The organism is Bradyrhizobium sp. USDA 4486, assembly GCF_054057995.1.
In genome coordinates, this window is the sequence record NZ_JBSRZV010000001.1 from 1,753,703 (window position 1) to 1,773,830 (window position 20,128).

The 20,128-nt window shown below is 65.6% G+C and carries 20 protein-coding genes and 1 tRNA gene; 13 read left to right on the plus strand and 8 right to left on the minus strand.

What is annotated here, in order from left to right; genetic code table 11:
• Positions 1 to 83: 83 nt before the first annotated feature.
• Complete coding sequence (locus ACVWY3_RS08620; protein WP_456838068.1) at positions 84 to 1,328, plus strand: amidase; 1,245 nt, start codon at positions 84 to 86, stop codon at positions 1,326 to 1,328.
• Here the strand turns inward: ACVWY3_RS08620 and ACVWY3_RS08625 are convergent.
• From ACVWY3_RS08625 to ACVWY3_RS08640, 4 genes are all read right to left on the minus strand, one after another.
• Complete coding sequence (locus ACVWY3_RS08625; RefSeq protein WP_456838069.1) at positions 1,320 to 2,501, minus strand: patatin-like phospholipase family protein; 1,182 nt, start codon at positions 2,499 to 2,501, stop codon at positions 1,320 to 1,322. The genes ACVWY3_RS08620 and ACVWY3_RS08625 overlap by 9 nt on opposite strands.
• Positions 2,502 to 2,714: 213 nt before the next feature.
• Entirely contained in the window at positions 2,715 to 3,311 is a 597-nt protein-coding gene (gene plsY / locus ACVWY3_RS08630) for a glycerol-3-phosphate 1-O-acyltransferase PlsY (RefSeq protein ID WP_456838070.1), read from the minus strand.
• 32 nt (positions 3,312 to 3,343) lie between these two features.
• Positions 3,344 to 4,645 (minus strand): dihydroorotase, encoded by a 1,302-nt coding sequence (locus ACVWY3_RS08635; RefSeq protein ID WP_456838071.1) that lies wholly within the window; start codon positions 4,643 to 4,645, stop codon positions 3,344 to 3,346.
• Positions 4,646 to 4,650: 5 nt separating this feature from the next.
• Positions 4,651 to 5,598, minus strand: coding sequence for an aspartate carbamoyltransferase catalytic subunit (locus ACVWY3_RS08640; protein WP_027559629.1), 948 nt, complete (start codon positions 5,596 to 5,598; stop codon positions 4,651 to 4,653).
• Between the two features lie 180 nt (positions 5,599 to 5,778).
• On the opposite strand from ACVWY3_RS08640, the gene ACVWY3_RS08645 reads away from it, so the two are divergent.
• From ACVWY3_RS08645 to ACVWY3_RS08655, 3 genes are all read left to right on the plus strand, one after another.
• Positions 5,779 to 6,537 carry a M15 family metallopeptidase gene (locus tag ACVWY3_RS08645; protein ID WP_456838072.1) on the plus strand — a complete coding sequence of 253 codons (759 nt, stop codon included), beginning with the start codon at positions 5,779 to 5,781 and terminating at the stop codon, positions 6,535 to 6,537.
• Positions 6,538 to 6,633: 96 nt separating this feature from the next.
• Complete coding sequence (locus tag ACVWY3_RS08650) at positions 6,634 to 8,277, plus strand: isovaleryl-CoA dehydrogenase (protein ID WP_456838073.1); 1,644 nt, start codon at positions 6,634 to 6,636, stop codon at positions 8,275 to 8,277.
• A 115-nt stretch (positions 8,278 to 8,392) separates the two neighbouring features.
• A complete protein-coding gene (locus ACVWY3_RS08655; RefSeq protein ID WP_456838074.1) occupies positions 8,393 to 9,157 on the plus strand; it encodes a CPBP family intramembrane glutamic endopeptidase in 765 nt (254 codons plus the stop codon).
• Here ACVWY3_RS08655 and ACVWY3_RS08660 read toward each other — a convergent pair.
• Genes ACVWY3_RS08660 through ACVWY3_RS08670 form a run of 3 tightly spaced genes read right to left on the minus strand, consistent with a single transcriptional unit; the run spans position 9,154 to position 11,466 of the window.
• Positions 9,154 to 10,077: an AEC family transporter gene (locus ACVWY3_RS08660; protein ID WP_456838075.1), complete on the minus strand. Its 924-nt coding sequence runs from the start codon at positions 10,075 to 10,077 to the stop codon at positions 9,154 to 9,156. The two genes, ACVWY3_RS08655 and ACVWY3_RS08660, sit on opposite strands and share 4 nt — an antisense overlap.
• A 4-nt stretch (positions 10,078 to 10,081) precedes the next feature.
• A complete protein-coding gene (gene ruvX, locus ACVWY3_RS08665; RefSeq protein ID WP_456838076.1) occupies positions 10,082 to 10,561 on the minus strand; it encodes a Holliday junction resolvase RuvX in 480 nt (159 codons plus the stop codon).
• 14 nt (positions 10,562 to 10,575) lie between these two features.
• A complete protein-coding gene (locus ACVWY3_RS08670; protein ID WP_456838077.1) occupies positions 10,576 to 11,466 on the minus strand; it encodes a LysR substrate-binding domain-containing protein in 891 nt (296 codons plus the stop codon).
• Positions 11,467 to 11,519: 53 nt separating this feature from the next.
• On the opposite strand from ACVWY3_RS08670, the gene ACVWY3_RS08675 reads away from it, so the two are divergent.
• The 9 genes from ACVWY3_RS08675 to ACVWY3_RS08715 all read left to right on the plus strand — a co-directional run bounded on the left by ACVWY3_RS08675 (position 11,520) and on the right by ACVWY3_RS08715 (position 19,798).
• Positions 11,520 to 12,542: an NAD(P)H-dependent flavin oxidoreductase gene (locus ACVWY3_RS08675; protein ID WP_456838078.1), complete on the plus strand. Its 1,023-nt coding sequence runs from the start codon at positions 11,520 to 11,522 to the stop codon at positions 12,540 to 12,542.
• Positions 12,543 to 12,731: 189 nt separating this feature from the next.
• The gene (locus ACVWY3_RS08680) at positions 12,732 to 13,808 is read left to right on the plus strand and encodes an NAD(P)H-dependent flavin oxidoreductase (RefSeq protein WP_456838079.1); all 1,077 of its coding nucleotides are present in this window, start codon (positions 12,732 to 12,734) and stop codon (positions 13,806 to 13,808) included.
• Between the two features lie 77 nt (positions 13,809 to 13,885).
• Positions 13,886 to 14,173 (plus strand): Asp-tRNA(Asn)/Glu-tRNA(Gln) amidotransferase subunit GatC, encoded by a 288-nt coding sequence (gene gatC / locus ACVWY3_RS08685; protein WP_456838080.1) that lies wholly within the window; start codon positions 13,886 to 13,888, stop codon positions 14,171 to 14,173.
• Between the two features lie 78 nt (positions 14,174 to 14,251).
• On the plus strand, positions 14,252 to 14,464 hold the full coding sequence (locus ACVWY3_RS08690) for a hypothetical protein (protein WP_008548392.1): 213 nt from the start codon (positions 14,252 to 14,254) through the stop codon (positions 14,462 to 14,464).
• Entirely contained in the window at positions 14,461 to 15,936 is a 1,476-nt protein-coding gene (gatA, locus tag ACVWY3_RS08695) for an Asp-tRNA(Asn)/Glu-tRNA(Gln) amidotransferase subunit GatA (RefSeq protein WP_456838081.1), read from the plus strand. The genes ACVWY3_RS08690 and gatA overlap by 4 nt, the downstream gene beginning before the upstream one ends.
• Positions 15,927 to 16,229 carry a hypothetical protein gene (locus ACVWY3_RS08700; protein ID WP_456838082.1) on the plus strand — a complete coding sequence of 101 codons (303 nt, stop codon included), beginning with the start codon at positions 15,927 to 15,929 and terminating at the stop codon, positions 16,227 to 16,229. Before gatA ends, ACVWY3_RS08700 begins: the two co-directional genes overlap by 10 nt.
• Positions 16,226 to 17,704, plus strand: coding sequence for an Asp-tRNA(Asn)/Glu-tRNA(Gln) amidotransferase subunit GatB (gene gatB / locus ACVWY3_RS08705; protein ID WP_456838083.1), 1,479 nt, complete (start codon positions 16,226 to 16,228; stop codon positions 17,702 to 17,704). Before ACVWY3_RS08700 ends, gatB begins: the two co-directional genes overlap by 4 nt.
• Before the next feature lie 1,510 nt (positions 17,705 to 19,214).
• Positions 19,215 to 19,481: a hypothetical protein gene (locus ACVWY3_RS08710; protein ID WP_456838084.1), complete on the plus strand. Its 267-nt coding sequence runs from the start codon at positions 19,215 to 19,217 to the stop codon at positions 19,479 to 19,481.
• 95 nt (positions 19,482 to 19,576) lie between these two features.
• Complete coding sequence (locus ACVWY3_RS08715; protein WP_456838085.1) at positions 19,577 to 19,798, plus strand: hypothetical protein; 222 nt, start codon at positions 19,577 to 19,579, stop codon at positions 19,796 to 19,798.
• 126 nt (positions 19,799 to 19,924) lie between these two features.
• Here the strand turns inward: ACVWY3_RS08715 and ACVWY3_RS08720 are convergent.
• A tRNA-Ser gene (locus ACVWY3_RS08720) sits at positions 19,925 to 20,017 on the minus strand.
• Positions 20,018 to 20,128 lie beyond the last annotated feature (111 nt).

Here is a 20,128-nt window from a genome sequence, read left to right on the forward strand (position 1 = left end):
CTGAGGGCGTTGCGCAACAGCGACGTTTGCTTGCGCGACCTCGCCCCGATGCTAAAAGCGATCCCAATAAGAAGGATTCTGCCATGATCTCACTCGCCGACCTCCAGCGCCGCATCGAAGCGGGCGAGCTTTCGCCGGATGCCGCCATCGCCCAGTCGCTCGCGGCGATCGAGAGCAAGGAGAAGGACGTCCGCGCCTTCGTCCGCTACGACAAGGCGGCAAAGGCGCAAGCCTCCGGCCCGCTGCGTGGCATCGCGGTCGGGATCAAGGACATCATCGATACCGCGAATTTCCCGACCGAGATGGGCTCGGAGATCTATCGCGGCTGGCAGCCGCGCAGCGATGCGCCTGTCGTGATGATGCTGAAGCGGGCGGGCGCCACCATCATCGGCAAGACCACGACGACCGCGTTTGCCTCGCGCGATCCGACGCCGACGCTCAATCCGCATAACCTCGGCCATTCGCCGGGCGGCTCGTCCTCCGGCTCGGCGGCTGCCGTCGGCGCCGGCATGATTCCGCTGGCGCTGGGCACCCAGACCGGCGGCTCAGTGATCCGGCCCGCCGCCTATTGCGGCACGGCTGCGATCAAACCGTCGTTCCGGATGCTGCCGACAGTCGGCGTGAAATGCTATTCGTGGGCGCTGGACACGGTCGGCCTGTTCGGTGCGCGCGCGGAGGACCTTGCGCGCGGACTGCATGCCATGACGGGCCGCAGCGAGTTCTCCGGCATCGTACCGGCGAAGTCGCCGCGTATCGGCGTGGTCAGGCAGGAGTTCGCGGGCGCCGTCGAGCCGGCCGCCGAGGAGGGCCTGCAAGCCGCGATCAAGGCGGTCGAGAGTGCCGGCGCCAGCGTGCAGAGCATCGATCTGCCGGAAGCGATGCAGGAGGCCTGGCGCATCCACCCCGTGATCCAGGAGTTCGAGGCGCATCGCGCGCTGGCGTGGGAATATTCCGAGCGTCACGACGAGATCGCGCCGATGCTGCGCGCCAGCCTCGATGCGTCGGTCGGGTTGACGCCGAAGGACTACGACGAAGCGCGGCGGATCAGCCGCCGTGGCCGCCGCGAGCTCGGCGAATTGTTCGAGGGCGTCGACGTGCTGCTGACCTATTCGGCGCCGGGCACGCCGCCGGCCAAGGAGCTCGCGACCACGGGCGATCCCCGCTACAACCGGCTGTGGACGCTGATGGGCAATCCTTGCGTCAACGTGCCGGTGCTGAAGGTGGGTGGCCTGCCGATCGGCGTGCAGGTGATCGCGCGCTTCGGCAACGATCCGGGCGCGCTGGCCGCGGCCTGGTTCCTGGAGAACGCGCTGGCGAAATCAGGCTAGCGCAGGTTCTGCGACGGAAACGGCGCGTTGAGCTTCGGCTGTCGCGTCCTGTCCGAGCCAGCGCTCGGCGGCTTCGCGGCCGCTCCGGTGCAGCGTGCGGATGAAGCCGCGGCCGAGATCGGTGGACGAGCGCTGCGCAAGGCCGTCAACGGAATCCTCGGCCGCGATCCGGGAGAGCCGCAGCGCAGGTGCTGCGTGCGACTGCGCCCATGCGATCGCGGCGATCTCGGCATTGAGCGCGGCGTTGGCCGCGATCTGGTCGAGCCGGCGGTCGATCGCGGCGAGCGTGATCGGCACGTAGCTGTCGCGCGCCGGCGTGACCTGGACCAACAGCAGATCGGACGTCGCCGATTCCTGCACCAGCCGCACCAGCGGCGGATTGCCACCAAAACCGCCGTCCCAATAGGCCTCGCCGTCGATCTCGACGGCGCAGTGAACCAGGGGCGGACAGGTCGAGGCGAGCGCGACATCGGCGGTGATTGCCTCGTTGCGGAAGACCTGCTGCTGGCCGTCGCGGATGCGCGTCGCCGCGATCAGCAGCTTTGGGCAGGTCGCATCGCGCAAGACGTCGAAATTGATGTCGCGGGACAGCGCCTGCCGCAGCGGATCGAGGTCGAACGGGTCGAACTGTCCGGAGCGCAGCGTCGGGCCGAACGCGACCGAGCTGCCGGCCGGCGAGAAGCCGCCGAGCAGCATCAGCGAGCGGAACGAGGCCTCGTGCATCAGGCGGACCCAGAATCGGTTCAGCCGCGCGCGGGCCGCTTCGCGTCCGCCTTCCGCAAGGCCGCAGGCGAGGAGCAGCGCATTGATGGCGCCGGCACTGGCGCCGCTGATGGTATCGATCTCGATGGATGGCTCTTCCAGCAGCCGCTCCAGCACGCCCCAGGTGAACGCCGCAAAGGTGCCGCCGCCCTGGAGCGCCAACGAGAGTTTTCGCGGCGGCCATTGTTTGGAGCGGACCTGATCGCGCACGACGGGTGCGGTCGCGGTCATGACCTCGACGGGAGCGACGGCTTTCGCGGGAGCAGGCGCCGGTGGTGGAGGAACAGGCTTAGGAGGCGGCAAGGGCGCCTCGGACCAGATACTCGTCATCGAGAGCAGCCGGCTTGCCGCGGTGCTGGAAGCACCTTGCAAACCGCCGCCGTCATGCGTGCCGACAATCTTCTCGCTCATTCTGAGCAACCGCCTAACGCCATCTTCTCCGTCAGGATGACAGGCATGGAACTCGTTCGCCACTCCGGCCGCGAGCAGCTTCGGAGTTGCGAACAGGATTTGGCATATAATGCGGAGGGGGTGCGGCGGTATCCGTACTTTTTCCGGCCTTAGATTTTGCTTGAAGCGTTTTCTTGACGCGAACCGGTATCCACTTCCCTCGAAAACGCTCTACTAGGCCTTCTGCCCGATCCGGCTTTCCTTGCCCGCTTGCAATCGCTTGATGTTCTCGCGATGCGCGTAGAACAAGAGCAGCGTGAGCACGGCAAACAGCGAGGCGAGCGCGAGATGGCCGAACCACCACAGGAACATCGGCGTGATGAAGGATGCCACCAGGGCCGAGAGCGAGGAGTAGCGGGTGGTGAAGGCGGTCGCCAGCCAGAGCAGACAGAACACCAGTGCGGCCGGCCAGAACAGGCCGAGCAGGATGCCGATGTAGACGGCGACACCCTTGCCGCCCCTGAACTTGAGCCAGACCGGGAAGAGATGGCCGAGGAAGGCGCCGAGCCCCGCCACCATCGCGGCATTCGGCCCCGCGATGTGGCCGGCGATCACGACCGCCACGGTGCCCTTGAGCGCATCGAACAGCAGGGTGCCCGCGGCAAGGCTCTTGCGTCCGGTGCGCAGCACGTTGGTTGCGCCGATGCTGCCGGAGCCGATCGAGCGGATATCCTGCGTGCCGGCGAGCCTGGTCAGGATCAGCCCGAACGGAATCGAGCCGAGGAGGTACCCGATGACGAAGGCCACCGGCAGAAATGCTTCAAGCCCCATCGTTGCAAGGTCCCTGGCCGCCGCTACGCACGTCAGACATGCTCGTACACCGTCCGTCCGCTGACAATGGTGCGCACCACGCGGCCTGTAAAGCGGGCCTCGTCGAACGGGGTGTTCTTGCAGGGCGATTTGAGATCGGCGGGGTCGACGATCCAGGGCGTATCAGGATCGATCACGATGACGTCGGCTGGAGCGCCGGTGCGCAGGGTTCCGCCTGGCAGGCCGAGCAACTCCGCCGGCCTGGTTGACATCGCCCGGATCAGCGTCGCCAGTTCCATCTCGCCATTGTGGACCAGCCGCAAGCCCGCCGGCAGCATGGTCTCCAGGCCCACGGCGCCAGGAGCGGCTTCCGCGAACGGCAGGCGCTTGACCTCGACGTCCTGCGGATTGTGATCGGACATGATGACGTCGACGAGGCCGGAGGCCATCGCCTCCACCAGCGCGCGGCGGTCGTCCTCGGTGCGCAGCGGCGGCGACAGTTTCAGGAAGGATCGGTAGGGGCCGATGTCGTTCTCGTTCAGCGCGAGATGGTTGATCGACACCGAGGCGCTGACGGCGAGCCCGGCGTCGCGGGCACGCTTCAGGATCTCGAGCGAGTCGATGCAGGTCAGCGAGGCCGCGTGGTAGCGGCCGCCGGTGAGCGCGACGAGACGCATGTCGCGCTCCAGCATCACCGCTTCGGCGGCCTTCGGGATGCCCATCAGGCCGAGCCGCGAGGCGAACTCGCCTTCGTTCATGACGCCTTCGCCGACGAGGTCGGGGTCTTCGGTGTGGTGCACGATCAGCGCGTCGAAATCGCGGGCGTAGGTCAGCGCGCGGCGCATCACCTGCGAATTGGTCACGCTCCTGTCGCCGTCGCTGAACGCGACCGCGCCGGCGGCCTTGAGCAGGCCGAACTCGGTCATCTCCTCGCCGCGCATGCCCTTGGTCAGCGCCGCCATCGGCTGGATGTTGACGATCGCGGTGTCGCGGGCGCGGCGCATCACGAAGTCGACAGTCGCCGAATTGTCGATCACCGGCGAGGTATCCGGCTGGCAGATGATGGTGGTGATGCCGCCGGTCGCCGCCGCCTGGCTCGCCGAGGCAAAGGTCTCGCGATGGCTGAAGCCGGGCTCGCCGACGAAGGCGCGCATGTCGATCAGGCCCGGTGCGACGATCTTGCCGGAGCAGTTGACGATGTCGGTACCCTCGGGGACGCCGGCCGCGCCGATGCCGCGGCGGGTCTCGCGGATGATGCCGTCGGCAATCAGGACGTCGCCGAGGCCGTCGAAATCCCTGGAGGGATCGACGACGCGGGCGTTGGCGAGCAGGACGGGGCGGCGATCAGTCAGCATCGGCATCACGCGTTCGGCAGGTTGCGGGCGAGCGCTTCCAGCACCGCCATGCGCACGGCGACGCCCATCTCGACCTGTTCGCGGATCAGGGATTGCGCGCCGTCGGCAACCGCGGTGTCGATCTCCACGCCGCGGTTCATGGGGCCTGGATGCATCACGAGTGCGTCCGGCTTGGCGTAGGCGAGCTTCTTCTGGTCGAGCCCGAAATAGTGGAAATATTCCGACGATGACGGCACGAAGGAGCCGTTCATGCGCTCGCGCTGCAGCCGCAGCATCATGACGATGTCGGCGCCGTTGAGACCCTCGCGCATGTCGCGCGCGACCTCGACGCCCATCCGCTCGATGCCGGGCGGCAACAGCGTCGAGGGACCGACGACGCGGACGCGGGCGCCCATGGCGTTGAGCAGGATGATGTTGGAGCGAGCGACGCGCGAATGCAGCACGTCGCCGCAGATGGCGATGACGAGCCCCTCGATCCGGCCCTTGTTGCGGCGGATGGTGAGCGCGTCGAGCAGCGCCTGGGTGGGATGTTCATGTGCGCCGTCGCCGGCATTAATCACGGAACCGTCGACCTTGCGCGCCAAGAGTTCCACTGCGCCGGAGGCGTGATGGCGCACCACCAGGATGTCCGGGTGCATGGCGTTCAGCGTCATCGCGGTGTCGACCAGCGTCTCGCCTTTCTTGATGGACGAGGAGGACACCGACATGTTCATGACGTCGGCGCCGAGCCGCTTGCCCGCGAGCTCGAACGAGGACTGGGTCCGGGTGGAGGCCTCGAAGAAGAGGTTCACCTGCGTCCGTCCCCGCAGGACGGTGCGCTTCTTGTCAACCTGGCGGTTGAGCTCGACATATTCTTCGGACAGGTCGAGGAGGCCGGTGATATCGGCCGCGGAAAGGCCCTCGATGCCCAGCAAATGCCGGTGGCCGAGGACGAAGGTCGATTTCGATGTCATTAAAGCGAGAGCTATAGGCGCGGATGGCGAGGGGAGCAAGGGCCAATGCCGGGGCGGGGAGTTATCCCCTGATCTGTCGCCGCCGCAGTCATTCCGGGATGGCGCGCGAGCGCCAGACCCGGAATCTCGAGATTCCGGGTTCGGCTCTTCGAGCCGCCCCGGAATGACAGGGGAGAGCGAATGCGCTTGATCAGAACGTTTTTGATTTCATTTCTCGCGATTACCTCAATCTCATCCGCCCACGCCCAATCGCTCCCCGGCGGCTTCGTCTATCTGCGTGATATCGATCCCAGCATCATCCAGGACATCCGCTACGCCACGTCCAACAATTTCGTCGGCCGTCCGCTCGCCGGCTATGGCGCCGGCGAATGCGTAGTGAAGCGCGAGGTCGGACTGCGGCTGAAGGCGGTTCAAGCAGAGCTGGCGGCGCAAAACCTGTCGCTGAAGATGTTCGACTGTTACCGGCCGGCGCGGGCCTCGCGCGACATGGTGAAGTGGTCGCAGAACGGCAACGAGACCGCCGCCGAGCGGCGCTACAATCCGAAGATCCCGAAGACTGAGCTGTTCCGGCTCGGCTACATCGCGAGCCGCTCGCAGCACTCGACGGGCGCCGCGCTCGACCTCACTTTGGTCGATCTCAAGGCCGACAATTCCGCAAAAATCGATCCGTCGAGGACCTATGCCGATTGCACGGCGCCGGTCGCGGCGCGGCTGCCGGAAGGCAGCGTCGACATGGGCACCGGCTATGACTGCACCGACACGAAAGGCCATACCGCGGCACCGTCGATCACGGCCGAGCAGCGCGCCTGGCGCAAGCGGCTGGTGGCTGCGATGGCGAGGCAAGGCTTTGTGAACTATTCGAAGGAGTGGTGGCATTTTTCCCTGCCGGAGGCGGGCGGGGCGGCCTATGATTTTCCGATCCAGCCGCGAACAAGGTAGAGTTTCATTGAAGCAGATGCAGCCGCGAGTCGGGTTACCTCTCCCAAGGGGAGAGATGGCATCACCCGTGACGGGACAGATTTGATCGGAAACGCGATGACCCAGCCCAGCTTCGCGACCCACGAGGTCTTCAACCAGTCGCCGCCGTTCGAGGACGTTGATCTGTTCGCCGTTGACCGGCCGCTGGTGGAGGCGGTGAAGGCCAATGGCGGCGCTGTGGCGGAACGGCAGCTGTCCGAGTTCGGCAAGCATTGGGGCTCGGCGGCAATGGCCGATCGCGGGCGCGTGGCGAACGAGAACCCGCCGAAGCTGCGCACCTTCGATGCCAAGGGCAATCGCCGCGACCAGGTCGAGTTTCATCCCGCCTATCACGAGCTGATGGCGCACAGTGCGCATGCCGGCGTGCACAATTCGACCTGGACGGCGGACGGCAGGCCGGCGGGCGATGCCGCCGAGGTCATCCGCGCGGCAAAATTCTACATGGCCGCTCAGGTCGAGACCGGCCATCTCTGCCCGATCACGATGACGCGCGCCTCGGTGGGCGCGCTGGCGATGCAGCCGGAACTGCTCGCCCGCGTGATGCCGGTGCTGTCGACGAAGAGCTACGATCCGAGCTTCGCGCCATGGTCGGAGAAGCGCGGCATGACGATCGGCATGGGCATGACCGAGAAGCAGGGCGGCACCGACGTGCGCGCCAACATGACGCGCGCGGTGCGTGACGGCGAGGCCTATCGCATCACCGGCCATAAATGGTTCATGTCGGCGCCGATGTGCGATGCGTTCCTGGTGCTGGCGCAGGCGGATAGCGGACTGACCTGTTTCTTCATGCCGCGCTTCGCGCCGGATGGATCGGTCAATGCGATCCAGTTCCAGCGGCTGAAGGACAAGCTCGGCAATCGCTCCAACGCATCGTCGGAGGTCGAGTTCGTCGGCGCCTATGCCGAACGGGTCGGCGAGGAGGGCAAGGGCATCCGCACCATCATTCAGATGGTCCAGCTGACGCGACAGGATTGCGCAATCGCGTCCGTCGGCCTGATGCGCTCGGGGCTCGCGCATGCGCTGCATCACGCCCGTCACCGCAGCGTGTTCCAGAAGCTTCTGGCCGACCAGCCGCTGATGCAGGCCGTGCTCTCGGACATGGCGTTGCATGTCGAGGCGAGCACGGCGCTGGTGATGCGGCTCTGCCGCGCCTTCGACCGCACGCCGCATGATGCGGCTGAGGCCGCTTACATGCGGCTGCTGACGCCCGCGATCAAATACTGGACGTGCAAGAGCGCGCCCGCGTTCCTCTACGAGGCGATGGAATGCCTCGGCGGCAACGGTTATGTCGAGGACGGCATCTTGGCGCGGCACTATCGGGAATCGCCGGTCAATGCGATCTGGGAGGGCTCGGGCAACGTGATGTGCCTCGACGTGCTCCGCGCGCTCTCGCGCGAGCCGGAGGCGGCGATGGCGGTGCTGCAATCGCTGGCGGCCGAGACGAAGGGGCTGCCCGGCGCAGGCGAGGCGGCCGCGTTCATCGTCCAGACATTCCGCCGGGCCGACGGCGAGCGCGTCGCGAGGCTCGCGGTCGAGAAGCTTGCGCTGCTCGCCGGAGCCGCCGCGCTCAACGGCGTTTTGCCGCGCCACGCCGAACTGTTCGCCGCCACGCGTCTCCCTGCCAATCACGCCAGCATGTATGGCGCGGTGGAGCTGGACAGCGGCGATATACGCGCCCTGCTGGAGCGGGCGCTGCCGTGATTATTGATTCCGTCATTCAGGGGCGCCCGAAGGGCGAAACCGGAATCTTGAACTTCCGGGCTCGATGCTTCGCATCGCCCCGGAATGACGGTGTGAACCCAACGAAAGCCTCCTGATGGACTCCCTCAATCCCGACCATCCGCCGCTGATCGAGACGCCCGCGCCGCCGCGCGTCTGGAGGTTCTGGGGCACGGCGCTGTGGGGCCTCTTCATCTTCGTCGCGATGTTCGTCGGGCAGATCGGTGCGGTCGTCCTGCTGGTGGCGCTGCGCGGCCTGCCGATGGATCTCGCCTCGCTCCAGTCGATCGGTCACGAGCCCCAGGCGCTGGCGCTCTCGGTGATCATGGGGCTGCCGGCGACGCTGGCGACGGTGTGGCTTGCCATCCGCATCAAGAAGGCGTCGTTCACCGATTACCTCGCGCTCCATTGGCCGTCCTGGAAGCAGCTCCTATTCGGCGCGGTCGGTCTCGTCCTGATCGTGCTGGCCTGGGAGGTCGTGTCGCGATCGCTCGGCCGCGAGGCGACGCCGGGCTTCATGACCGATCTGTTGAAATCCGGCCGAGACAAGGGCGCGGCACTCATGCTGCTGGTCGCCTTCAGCGTGGCAGCGCCGATGTCGGAAGAGTTTCTGGCACGCGGCTTTCTGTTCCGCGGCTGGTCGGCGAGCTTCCTGCGCGTGCCGGGCGCGATCATCCTGTCGTCGCTGGTGTGGACGATCGTTCATCTGCAGTACGACTTCTACTTCCTTGCCGAAGTGTTCACCATCGGCCTGTGGTTCGGATACATGCGCCACCGCGCCAACTCGCTCTGGCTCACGACCATCCTGCACGCGCTGAACAATCTGACCGCGGTGGTGCTGACCATGTGGCTCGGGAGCTAGGCCACCAGCGCGATCGTGACCGGCATCGTGATCGCTGCCAAAATCGTTTGCAGGGTGATGATCTGGGCCAGCAGCGGTGCGTCGCCGCCCATCTGGCGGGCCAGCACATAGGCGCTGGGCGAGGTCGGCACCGCCGCGCAGATCGCGACGATGGCGAGGCTGTTGCCTGTCAGCCCGAACCAGGCGGCGAGCACCAGCGCGAGCACGGGCATCAGCACCAGCTTGAATGCGACGCCGATGGTCGCGCCCATGCTCGGGCGGAGCAAGCCCTTGAGCTGGAGGCCCGCGCCAGTGACGAGCAGGCCGATCGCGAGCGAGGAGCGGCCGAGTGCATCGGCCACCTCGTGCCAGATTTTCGGCAGCGGCAAATGGATGACGTTGATGACGAGGCCGATGGCGCAGGCCCAGATCAGAGGATTGCGGATCACCGTCATGACGATCGCGCGCGCGGACCGCCTTTCCGGCGCGGCATATTGCGCGAGCACGGCGACGCTGAACACGTTGACCAGCGGAATGATCGCGACCATGGCAACGGACGCCAACGCCAGCCCGACATCCCCGAACATGTTGGCGGAGACCGAGAGCGCGACATAGGTCTGCCAGCGGGTTGCGCCCTGGAAGATCGAGGTGAAGGCGGGACCATCGATGTCGAGCCGTGACAGGGCCGGGCGGAGCGCCAGGCATAGCAGCGACATCGAGAGCGCGGACAGCAAGAGGGCGCCGCCGACGCCGGCGACCGGCACTTTCGACAGGTCCGCCTTCACCAGCGTCTGGATCAGCAGCATCGGGAACAGCACGAAATAGGTCAGCCGCTCCAGCCCGTGCCATTGCGTGTCGAGCCGCATCAGCGTGCGTTTCAGCACGATGCCGAGCACGATGAGGATGAACACCGGCAGCAGCGCCGCGATCACGACCGCCATGGCATCAGCCAGCGCGCAAGTTCGCAAGGCGGTCGAGCGCGCCCTGCAGGATGAAGATCGCGGCGTGCTCGTCGATCACCTCGGCGCGCTTGGCGCGGCTGACATCCATGCCGATCAGCTCGCGCTCCACGGCCGCGGTCGAGAGCCGCTCGTCCCAAAGGCCGATCGGGAGCGCGGTCAGGTTCGCAAGATTGCGGGCGAAGGCGCGGGTCGATTGCGCGCGCGGGCCCTCGCTGCCGTCCATGTTGATGGGCAGGCCGAGCACGAAGCCGACCACTTTTCGGTCGGCGGCGATCGCGAGCAGCCGGGCAGCGTCCTGCTTGAACTGCTTGCGCTGAACGGTCTCGACGCCGGTCGCGAGCCGCCGGTCCGGGTCGGACACGGCAACGCCGATGGTTTTGGTGCCCAGATCGAGGCCGACCAGCGCGCCGCGTTCGGGCCAGTGGATCGCAGCATCGACGAGGGGCAAGATAAGAGCCGGCATGGATTTAGCGCATATCATGCCGCGATGATTTCGTCGTCCGTCTTCAGGCAGGCGATGAAACCTTGAAGCGCGCTGTATTGATGTCCGGCGCGGCGTTGGATGAAGAGTGTCTCGACCCGCGCATGCGCGGCGCTGAGCGCGTGAATCGACACGCTGCCGTTCATTGCGCTGCGCTCGACGACCGCGCGCGGCAGCAGCGTCACGCCCATGTCGGCGGCGACGCAGCCGATCATGCCGTCGAGCGTGCCGAGCTCGAAGCGCGCGGCCGACGGCCAACCGAACTCGACGAACACCTGTTCGAGCCGCTGGCGATAGGTGCAGCCGGTGCGGAACACCAGCGCGGTGGGGCCCGACTCCGGCGTGCAGGCGCGCAGCTCGGCGAGCGAGGTCCAGCGCCGCGCGCTGACCAGCACCAGCTCTTCGCGGAACGCGCCGGCCGCGGTGAGGTCGGCATGGGCGATGGGACCTGCGACGAACGCACCGTCGAGCGCACCTTCGAGCACGCCGGCGACGAGGTCGGCCGTCGTCGCGGTGCGCAAGGAGAGACGTACGGCGGGAAAACGGCGGTGGAAATCAGCCAGCAGCGGCGGCAGCCGCACGGCTGCCGTCGTCTCCATCGAGCCGATCGCGAGCGGTCCTTTCGGCTCGCCGTCGTCGCGCGCGGCGAGCAGCGCTTCGCGCGACAGCGCCGCCATCCGTTGCGCATAGGGCAGGAGGCGCTTGCCGGCGCCGGTCAGCGTCATGCCGCGGCTGTGGCGCTCGAACAGCGCCGTGCCGATCTCCGCCTCGAGCGCCTTCACGCGCTGGGTGACGTTGGACTGCACGGTGTTCAGCTCTTCCGCGGCGCGGGTGATGCCGCCGGCGCGGGCGACCGCGGCGAAGGTCTGGATGTCGCTGAGTTCCATGGCGTCGTTTCGCTTTCGAGATGGCTACGTTCGCAACAATTCATTTTTCGAGAATGCTAGTCGGCCCTAGTCTTGCTGTCCAGATCGGAGGAAGCGCCGTGCCAATGACGACCTCGCTGACCACGCTGCTGGAGATCAGGCATCCCATCCTGCTGGCGCCGATGGACATCGTCGCCGGCAGCCGTCTGGTGACGGCGGTGAGCCGCGCCGGCGGCTTCGGCATTCTGGGCGGTGGCTATGGCGAACGGGCGTGGCTGGAGCAGGAGACGGCGAAGCTCGCCGATCTGTCAGCACCGTTCGGCATCGGCTTCATCACCTGGAGCCTCGCGAAACGGCCGGAGCTTCTCGATATCGCGCTCGCCGCAAAGCCGTCCGCGATCATGCTGTCGTTCGGTGATCCCGCGCCGTTCGCGCGCAGCATCACCTCATCAGGCGCGCGCCTGATCTGCCAGGTGCAGGACGAGACGATGGCGCGGCAGGCGCTCGATGCCGGCGCCGACATCCTGATCGCGCAGGGGACGGAGGCGGGTGGTCACGGCGCCTCACGCGCTACCATTGATCTCGTGCCGGCAATCGTCGATCTCGCCGCGGGCCGTGTGCCTGTTGTCGCCGCAGGCGGCATCGCCGACGGACGCGGGCTCGCTGCGATGACGATGCTTGGCGCAAGCGGCGTGCTGCTCGGCACACGCTTCTATGCGAGCCGGGAGGCCGATGGCGCCGAGGAAGCCAAGCGGCGCATTTGCGCGGCGAATAGTGGCTCGACGGTGCGCGGCATCATCTTCGATCTCTCCCGCAACAATGTCTGGCCGGCGCCGTTCACGGGACGGTGTCTTGTCAACGATCATGCCAGGCGCTGGATCGGGCGCGAGGTCGAGCTGATGCAGAATGTCGCCGCGGTCGCGGCCGAGTATGCTGCGGCGAAGGCCGCCTGCAATTTCGATGTCGCGGCCGTCATTGCGGGCGAGGCGGTGGGCCTGATCCATGATATTCCTCCCGCGGCCGAGATCGTCGAGCGGATTGTGGGGGAGGCAGAGCAGCTGCTCGCTGGGCGGAGAAATTCGGTGACAGCGGCGTAGACTTTTGACCCTCCCCTGGAGGGGGAGGGTCGCTACGCATGTAGCGAAGCGGAATGCGTGGCGGGGTGGGGTGATCTCTCCACACGAGCAGATTCTCCGTTGAGAGACTGTCACCCCACCCCGCTCGCGCTTCGCGCGATCGACCCTCCCCCTCCAGGGGAGGGTAAGAAAGAACGAGAGAGAACAACCATGTGGCCTGACCGTCGACTGATCGACCTCTTCAAGACCGAATTCCCGATCGTGCTGGCACCGATGGCCGGCGTGATGGATGCGGAGCTGGTGATTGCCGCCGCAGAAGGTGGTGCGCTGGGCTCGCTGCCCTGCGCGATGATCTCGGCGGAGAAGGCGCGCGAGCAGGTTGGTCTGATCCGCCAGCGCGTGAAGGCGCCGGTGAACATGAACTTTTTCTGCCACACGCCGGTCGAGCTCACGACTGAAGCCGAGGCGCGCTGGAAGCAGCGGCTTGCGGGCTATTACACCGAGCATGGCCTCGATCCGGCCGCGCCGATCAATGCCGCGAACCGCGCGCCGTTCGACGCCGCCTTCTGCGAGGTCGTCGAGGAGCTGAGGCCGGAGGTCGTCAGCTTCCACTTCGGTCTGCCGGAGGCGGCACTGCTCAAGCGCGTCAAGGCGGCCGGCTGCATCGTCATTTCATCCGCAACCACGGTGAAGGAGGCGGTCTGGCTCGAGCAGCGCGGCGTCGATGCCATCATTGCGCAGGGCGCCGAGGCCGGTGGTCACCGCGGCATGTTCTTGACCGACAAGATCGCCGAGCAGCCCGGCACGTTTGCGCTGGTGCCGCAGGTCGTCGATGCGGTGAAGGTGCCGGTGATCGCCTGCGGCGGCATCGCCGACGGGCGCGGCATTGCCGCGGCGTTCGCGCTCGGCGCCTCCGGCGTGCAGATCGGCAGCGCCTATCTGCGCTGTCCGGAATCCAAGGTCAGTGCGGGAGGCCGCAAGGCGCTCGCTGAAGCGCGGGACGATTCCACCGTCATCACCAATGTCATGACCGGCCGGCCGGCGCGGGGTGTGCAGAATCGCCTGATGCGTGAGGCCGGGCCGATCTCGCCGGATGCGCCGCCGTTCCCTCATGCCGCGACCGCGCTGGGGCCGCTGAAGGCGGCTGCCGAAAAGCAGGGCAGGGTGGATTTCACCAATCTCTGGGCGGGACAGGCGATTGCCCTCGGCCGCGAGGCCCCTGCGGCCGAATTGACCCGGGATCTGGCGAAATCGGCGCTGGCCCGGTTGAAAGCGCTGGCTGGATAGGCCTCTGGGGCCGGTTGCGGCGCAAAAGCGGCCTCTGCTATACGGCACTTAGGTTTTGCCGTGAGAGGCCTTATATAATGTCCGTCGACGCCGCTACCGTCCGCCGCATCGCGCATCTGGCGCGCATTGCGGTTTCCGAGGACGAGGTTCCGCACCTTCAGGGCGAGCTCAACGCCATGCTCGCCTTCGTCGAGCAGCTCTCGGAGGTCAATGTCGAGGGCGTGGAGCCGATGACCTCGGTGACCCCGATGCAGATGAAGAAGCGGCAGGACGTGGTCGATGACGGCGAGATCGCCGACGATATCGTTGCCAACGCGCCCGCGACCGACGGGCATTTCTTCCTTGTGCCGAAGGTCGTCGAGTAGCATAGCGTTTTCGAGCGAAGTGGAGCCCGGTTCGCGTGAAGAAAACGCGTCAAATAAAGAGTCTCAGGACGAAGTCCGATGTGTCTGCTTTGCGACGATGAGAAGGCCTATCAGGCCTACATGAACTACCTCGACAAGATGGAGCGGCAGGGCAAGGCTGCCGATCCCAATGTCGCCGTCAATGCCGTGCTCGACGAGCTCGAAGCCGCCGCGAATGCGGCCGCCAAAAAAGACGACCCGGCCAACGACAAGACACTGTCTCCGTTCTTCTGCAGCCCGATCAATAAATGACCGATTTGACATCGCTGACGCTCGCCGAGGCCCGCAAGGGTCTCGCCGACAAGACTTTCACGTCGCTCGAGCTGACCGACGCGCACCTCTCCGCGATCGAAGCCGCACGCGTGCTCAATGCCTTCGTGATGGAGACGCCGGACCAGGCGCGCAGCATGGCGCGCGAGGCGGACGCAAAACTCGCCAAGGGCGATGCCGGGCCGCTCGCGGGTATTCCGCTCGGTATCAAGGATCTGTTCGCGACCAAGGGCGTGCGCACCACGGCGTGCTCGAAGATCCTCGGCAATTTCGTGCCGACCTATGAGTCCACCGTCACCTCGCAGCTCTGGCGCGACGGCGCGGTGATGCTCGGCAAGCTCAACAATGACGAGTTCGCGATGGGATCGGCGAACGAGACCTCGTGCTTCGGACCGGTCGGCAATCCGTGGCGGCGCGAGGGAAGCAACACGACGCTGGTGCCGGGCGGCTCGTCCGGCGGCTCGGCCTCGGCCGTGGCGGCGCTGCTGTGCATGGGTGCGACCGCAACCGACACCGGCGGCTCGATCCGTCAGCCGGCGGCGTTCACCGCGACCGTCGGCATCAAGCCGACCTATGGCCGCTGCTCGCGCTGGGGCATCGTCGCCTTCGCCTCCTCGCTCGACCAGGCAGGCCCGATCGCGCGCAGCGTTCGCGATTCCGCGATGCTGCTGCGATCGATGGCGGGGCACGATCCCAAGGACACGACCTCGGTCGACATTCCAGTGCCGGACTACGAGGCCGCGGTCGGCAAATCCGTGAAGGGCATGAAGATCGGCATCCCCAGGGAGTATCGTCTCGACGGCATGCCGGCCGAGATCGAGAAGCTTTGGGAGGCGGGCGCGGCCTGGCTGAAAGCTGCGGGTGCAGAGCTCGTCGAGATATCGCTGCCGCACACCAAATACGCGCTGCCGGCCTATTATATAGTGGCCCCTGCGGAGGCGTCCTCCAACCTCGCGCGTTATGATGGCGTTCGCTACGGGCTGCGCGAGCAGGCCAAGAACATCACCGAGCTCTACGAGAACACCCGCGCCGAAGGTTTTGGCGCGGAGGTGCGCCGCCGCGTCATGATCGGCACCTATGTGCTCTCGGCCGGCTATTACGACGCCTATTATTTGCGCGCCCAGAAGGTGCGCACGCTGATCAAGAAGGACTTTGAGGATTGCTTCGCTGCGGGCGTCGACGCGATCCTCACGCCGGCGACGCCGTCGGCCGCCTTCGGCATCGGCGAGAAGGGCGGCGCCGACCCCGTCGAGATGTATCTCAACGACATCTTCACGGTGACCGTGAACATGGCGGGCCTGCCCGGCATCGCCGTGCCCGCCGGCAAGGATAGCCAGGGCCTGCCCCTCGGGCTGCAGCTGATTGGGCGTCCGTTCGATGAGGAAACGCTGTTCTCGCTCGGCGAGGTGATCGAGCAGGCCGCCGGCCGCTTCACGCCCGCGAGGTGGTGGTGAATGTCGCTGGCTTCATCGCGAGCCTCGACGGCGCGGCGCCCGCGCCGGAGCTGAGCGCGCCGCTTAGAGGTCTCTGGTGGGCCGCCAGGGGCGACTGGGACCGGGCCCACAGGATCGTTCAGGACGAGAGCAGCCGCGAGGCGGCCTGGGTGCATGCTTATCTGCACCGCGTCGAAGGCGATCTCGGCAATGCCGGCTACTGGTACCGCCAGGCAGGCCAAGTCGCGGCGAAGGATTCATTGGAAGCGGAGTGGGAGCGGATCGCTGCCACGCTGCTCGGGAGCAAGACATGAGCACGGCCACGCACAAGCTTCTCAAAGGCGCCACCGGCGATTGGGAGATGGTCATCGGCATGGAGATCCATGCCCAGGTGACTTCGAACGCCAAACTGTTCTCGGGCGCATCCACGGCGTTCGGCGGCGAGCCGAACAGCCACGTGTCGCTGGTAGACGCCGCGATGCCGGGCATGCTGCCTGTGATCAACGAGGAATGCGTCAGGCAGGCTGTCCGGACCGGGCTCGGCCTCAACGCAAAAATCAATCTGCGTTCGGTGTTCGACCGGAAAAACTATTTCTATCCGGACCTGCCGCAGGGATACCAGATCAGCCAGTACAAGTCGCCGATCGTCGGCGAGGGCGAGGTGATCGTCGAGCTCGAGGGCGGCAGGACCGCTACCGTTGGCATCGAGCGGCTGCATCTGGAGCAGGACCCCGGCAAGATGCTGCACGACCAGTCGCCGTCGCTGTCCTATATCGATTTCAACCGCTGTGGCGTGGCGCTGATGGAGATCGTCTCCAAGCCCGATATCCGCGATGCGGAGCAGGCCAAGGCCTATGTGACCAAGTTGCGCTCGATCATGCGCTATCTCGGGACCTGCGACGGTGACATGGAGAAGGGATCCTTGCGCGCCGACGTCAACGTCTCCGTGCGCAAGCCCGGCGGCCCGCTCGGCACGCGCTGCGAGATCAAGAACTTGAACTCGATCAATTTCATTGGCCAGGCGATCGAGTATGAGGCGCGGCGCCAGATCGAGATCATCGAGGACGGCGGTGTGATCGAGCAGGAGACGCGTCGGTTCGACCCCAACAAGGGTGAAACTCACTCGTTGCGGTCCAAGGAAGAGGCCCACGACTACCGTTACTTCCCCGATCCCGACCTGCTGCCGCTGGAGTTCGGCCAGGAGTTCGTCGACGCGCTGAAGGCGAAGCTGCCCGAATTGCCGGACCAGAAGAAGGCGCGCTTCATCGCTGATTTCGGCCTGTCGGCTTACGATGCGAGCGTGCTGGTCGCCGAGCGCGAGAGCGCGGTGTTCTACGAGAGCGTGCTCGACAAGCTCGCCAACCGCGCCCGCGATGGCAAGATGGCGGCGAACTGGGTGATCAACGAGCTGTTCGGCCGTCTCAACAAGGAAGGCCGGGATATTGCGGGCTCTCCCGTGAACGCCGAGCAGCTTGCCGCGATCGTCGACCTGATCGGCGAGGGCACGATCTCGGGCAAGATCGCCAAGGACCTGTTCGAGATCGTCTGGCAGGAGGGCGGCGATCCCCGCGCGCTGGTCGAAAGCCGCGGCATGAAGCAGGTGACGGATCTTTCGGCGATCGAAAAGGTTGTCGACGACATCATCGCGGCCAATCCCGACAAGGCGGCGCAGGTCAAGGACAAGCCGCAGTCGCTCGGCTGGTTCGTCGGCCAGGTGATGAAGGCGTCCGGCGGCAAAGCCAACCCGCAGAGCGTCAACGAGCTGCTCAAGTCCAAGCTCGGCATCTAGCCTCGCGCGTTCGAACGAGGTGACGGACACGCGCTCGTCACCTTGCTTCGGCTCGCGATGCTCGCGCATCATCGACGGCTGTCTATCGCCCGCTCGAGGGCGCGTAGCGCCACCGAATCGCGACCCGCGCGATTCGCGCAAAGCGGCGACTTGCACGCGCTCCGACGAGCGCTTCCGCCGTTAAGCATGAAAATAATTTCGTTGCCAAAATTCGCGACTCAGAGTCCGCGACTCTGCCCGGCGACGCGATCGCGCGCGTTGCAGCGCGCATCATCGCATCGATCGCGCGTGACGTGCGTGCGCAGAATATTACTTGCTGCATAGGGTTTTCTTGCAATCGCTGCGCTTGCCGAGGACGATGCTGCACGAAGCATTTGCGATCGCGCAGGCGTGTCTCTGCTGACACGCAAATCAGGCGCGGCTGGCGCACGCGCACTGCGCCGTCAACACTTCCTTAAGTCAGAAGATGTTTTTTTCGTCGTGTTGGTGTATTCGGGGTGAGTGCATTCGATCCCCGAATGCGCACAGCGATTAAAGCCATCTCACACATCGGAGGGCAACATGGCCAAGAAAGCGAAGAAGGCGAAGAAGGCGAAGAGCGCAGTGAAGAAGACTGCGAAGAAGACCCGCAAGGTCGCGAAGAAGAAGAAGTAACTTCGCTTCTGAAGTTGCCGGCTCCTAAAGCAGCCGGCACGTCATCAGTGCCTCCCAGAGGTTCTGGTCGACGATAGAGGGTGTCGGCGAGACATCAGGTCAACGGTCGGATCGTTCTCTTTGACGATCCGGTAGAAGAAACGAGTTTTCTTCGTTCGGTGCGGTTCTCCCCAAGGGGCTCCGCAATTTCACAAGCGCCCTTCGGGCCGACGTGAAATCTGGTCCTGACGTGTTCGCCGACGCCCTCGTTCTGTTTGAGGCCGGGGTATTGCCGGCATTCCCTTTCCCCACATTGCTGATCTGATCGCGACGTCGCCGCGCTGTCTTGGCTGCACTGCCTTTGGGGCAGGTGAGGCTGCGGTGAACTGTCGTTTGCGCGACGGTGTTCGCATGGGCTCGGGGCAAAGCGAGCGCGATGCTCCCGTCTCGGTCGTTACGCCGGCCGGGACCCCAGGCGCCGGTGACGCCGCACGCGGCGGCTACTTCTTTCCTGCGATCCGCCCCCACAAACTGTAACCGCAGCACGCATGCCACTGCGCGCGATGGTTATCGATGTCCCAAAATCCCACGGTAAACCGAATCTGACGAATCGCAGAAGTGCCTGCAAAACAGGAACTTCTTGAATTCCGCGCGCACCCGGCCGGCGCTCGCGTTTACGTCTGCTTCATCGCAATACTTAAACTGCCATTCAAATTTGCCCGCCATCATCGCCTCCAACAAGCCGGCAAACGGCATTGGGCAAGAAGACTCGGGGATGAGTTGAACAGTGCACGATTCCGGAAGGGTCATGCACATCAGAGTTGGACGGGAGCCGCGCTCGATGAACGAGGCGGCATAAGAAAAAAGGGGATGCGTTATGTTTCAGGGTACTTTCGATCTCGATACGGCGACGCCGATCGATGCGAGCGCGCTGTCGGACGTGCTGTTCGAGCGCGGGATCTATTGGGCGAGCGGCCGCTCCGGCCTCGTCGATCTCGTCGCCGCGCACAAATGGTTCAATCTCGCCGCGCTGAAGGGCCGGAAAGACGCCGTGGCGCTGCGCCAGGAAGTCGCCGGCCAGATGTCGGATGCCGAGATCGCGGCCGCCCAGCGCGATGCGAGGGCGTGGATTTCGGCTCACTGAACCCTGCATCGCAGCCGGCGCCGTGGTTCCACGGGGCGATTTGGTTGCGCTGAATCAAGCCCTGCATCGTGCCGCCGCTTAGGATCCCGCGCGGCATGAGCAACCCCGACCAATATGACTCCGTAACGGGTCACTGGCTGCCGATTCAGATCGCGCCCGACGATTGCGATCTGGTGCTCGGACGGCCGCACAAGACCGGCATTTTGCCGCTCACTTTTCCCTGCCGGCGCAGGGCCGGTGTCTGGTTCAATATCTGGGCCGGCGAGGCGGTGCTGATCTCGCCCTCTCATTGGCGGATCTGGCGATCCCGCATCTAGCCGCGCACACATATATAAGAGAGCGCGAATCGGCTGAGCTCAGCCGCATCCTTGCGCCGAGCTTGCGCGCCGGCGCCGCGAGCGCCTTCGGCTGAAAGAACCGGGCCGGGCTGGACAGTCGCTGGGTGGCGGAGAGGGAGGGATTCGAACCCTCGATACAGCTTGAGACCGTATGACGCTTTAGCAAAGCGTTGCCTTCAGCCACTCGGCCACCTCTCCGGTGCGAGCCTTATGCATCTAATTGCTTGGGCTGGTCAATTTCGAAGCGCGTGTTTTCGTTCGAATATTCCCAGTGATCTTCGGAGCGAGAGCGCGATTGCGCGAGAATGG

Coding starts and splice junctions, on each gene's coding strand:
- ACVWY3_RS08620 (WP_456838068.1), top strand. CDS start 84: ATGATCTCACTCGCCGACCTCCAGCGCCGCATCGAAGCGGGCGAGCTT.
- ACVWY3_RS08625 (WP_456838069.1), bottom strand. CDS start 2,501: ATGAGCGAGAAGATTGTCGGCACGCATGACGGCGGCGGTTTGCAAGGT.
- plsY (WP_456838070.1), bottom strand. CDS start 3,311: ATGGGGCTTGAAGCATTTCTGCCGGTGGCCTTCGTCATCGGGTACCTC.
- ACVWY3_RS08635 (WP_456838071.1), bottom strand. CDS start 4,645: ATGCTGACTGATCGCCGCCCCGTCCTGCTCGCCAACGCCCGCGTCGTC.
- ACVWY3_RS08640 (WP_027559629.1), bottom strand. CDS start 5,598: ATGACATCGAAATCGACCTTCGTCCTCGGCCACCGGCATTTGCTGGGC.
- ACVWY3_RS08645 (WP_456838072.1), top strand. CDS start 5,779: ATGCGCTTGATCAGAACGTTTTTGATTTCATTTCTCGCGATTACCTCA.
- ACVWY3_RS08650 (WP_456838073.1), top strand. CDS start 6,634: ATGACCCAGCCCAGCTTCGCGACCCACGAGGTCTTCAACCAGTCGCCG.
- ACVWY3_RS08655 (WP_456838074.1), top strand. CDS start 8,393: ATGGACTCCCTCAATCCCGACCATCCGCCGCTGATCGAGACGCCCGCG.
- ACVWY3_RS08660 (WP_456838075.1), bottom strand. CDS start 10,077: ATGGCGGTCGTGATCGCGGCGCTGCTGCCGGTGTTCATCCTCATCGTG.
- ruvX (WP_456838076.1), bottom strand. CDS start 10,561: ATGCCGGCTCTTATCTTGCCCCTCGTCGATGCTGCGATCCACTGGCCC.
- ACVWY3_RS08670 (WP_456838077.1), bottom strand. CDS start 11,466: ATGGAACTCAGCGACATCCAGACCTTCGCCGCGGTCGCCCGCGCCGGC.
- ACVWY3_RS08675 (WP_456838078.1), top strand. CDS start 11,520: ATGCTAGTCGGCCCTAGTCTTGCTGTCCAGATCGGAGGAAGCGCCGTG.
- ACVWY3_RS08680 (WP_456838079.1), top strand. CDS start 12,732: ATGTGGCCTGACCGTCGACTGATCGACCTCTTCAAGACCGAATTCCCG.
- gatC (WP_456838080.1), top strand. CDS start 13,886: ATGTCCGTCGACGCCGCTACCGTCCGCCGCATCGCGCATCTGGCGCGC.
- ACVWY3_RS08690 (WP_008548392.1), top strand. CDS start 14,252: ATGTGTCTGCTTTGCGACGATGAGAAGGCCTATCAGGCCTACATGAAC.
- gatA (WP_456838081.1), top strand. CDS start 14,461: ATGACCGATTTGACATCGCTGACGCTCGCCGAGGCCCGCAAGGGTCTC.
- gatB (WP_456838083.1), top strand. CDS start 16,226: ATGAGCACGGCCACGCACAAGCTTCTCAAAGGCGCCACCGGCGATTGG.
- ACVWY3_RS08710 (WP_456838084.1), top strand. CDS start 19,215: ATGTTTCAGGGTACTTTCGATCTCGATACGGCGACGCCGATCGATGCG.
- ACVWY3_RS08715 (WP_456838085.1), top strand. CDS start 19,577: ATGAGCAACCCCGACCAATATGACTCCGTAACGGGTCACTGGCTGCCG.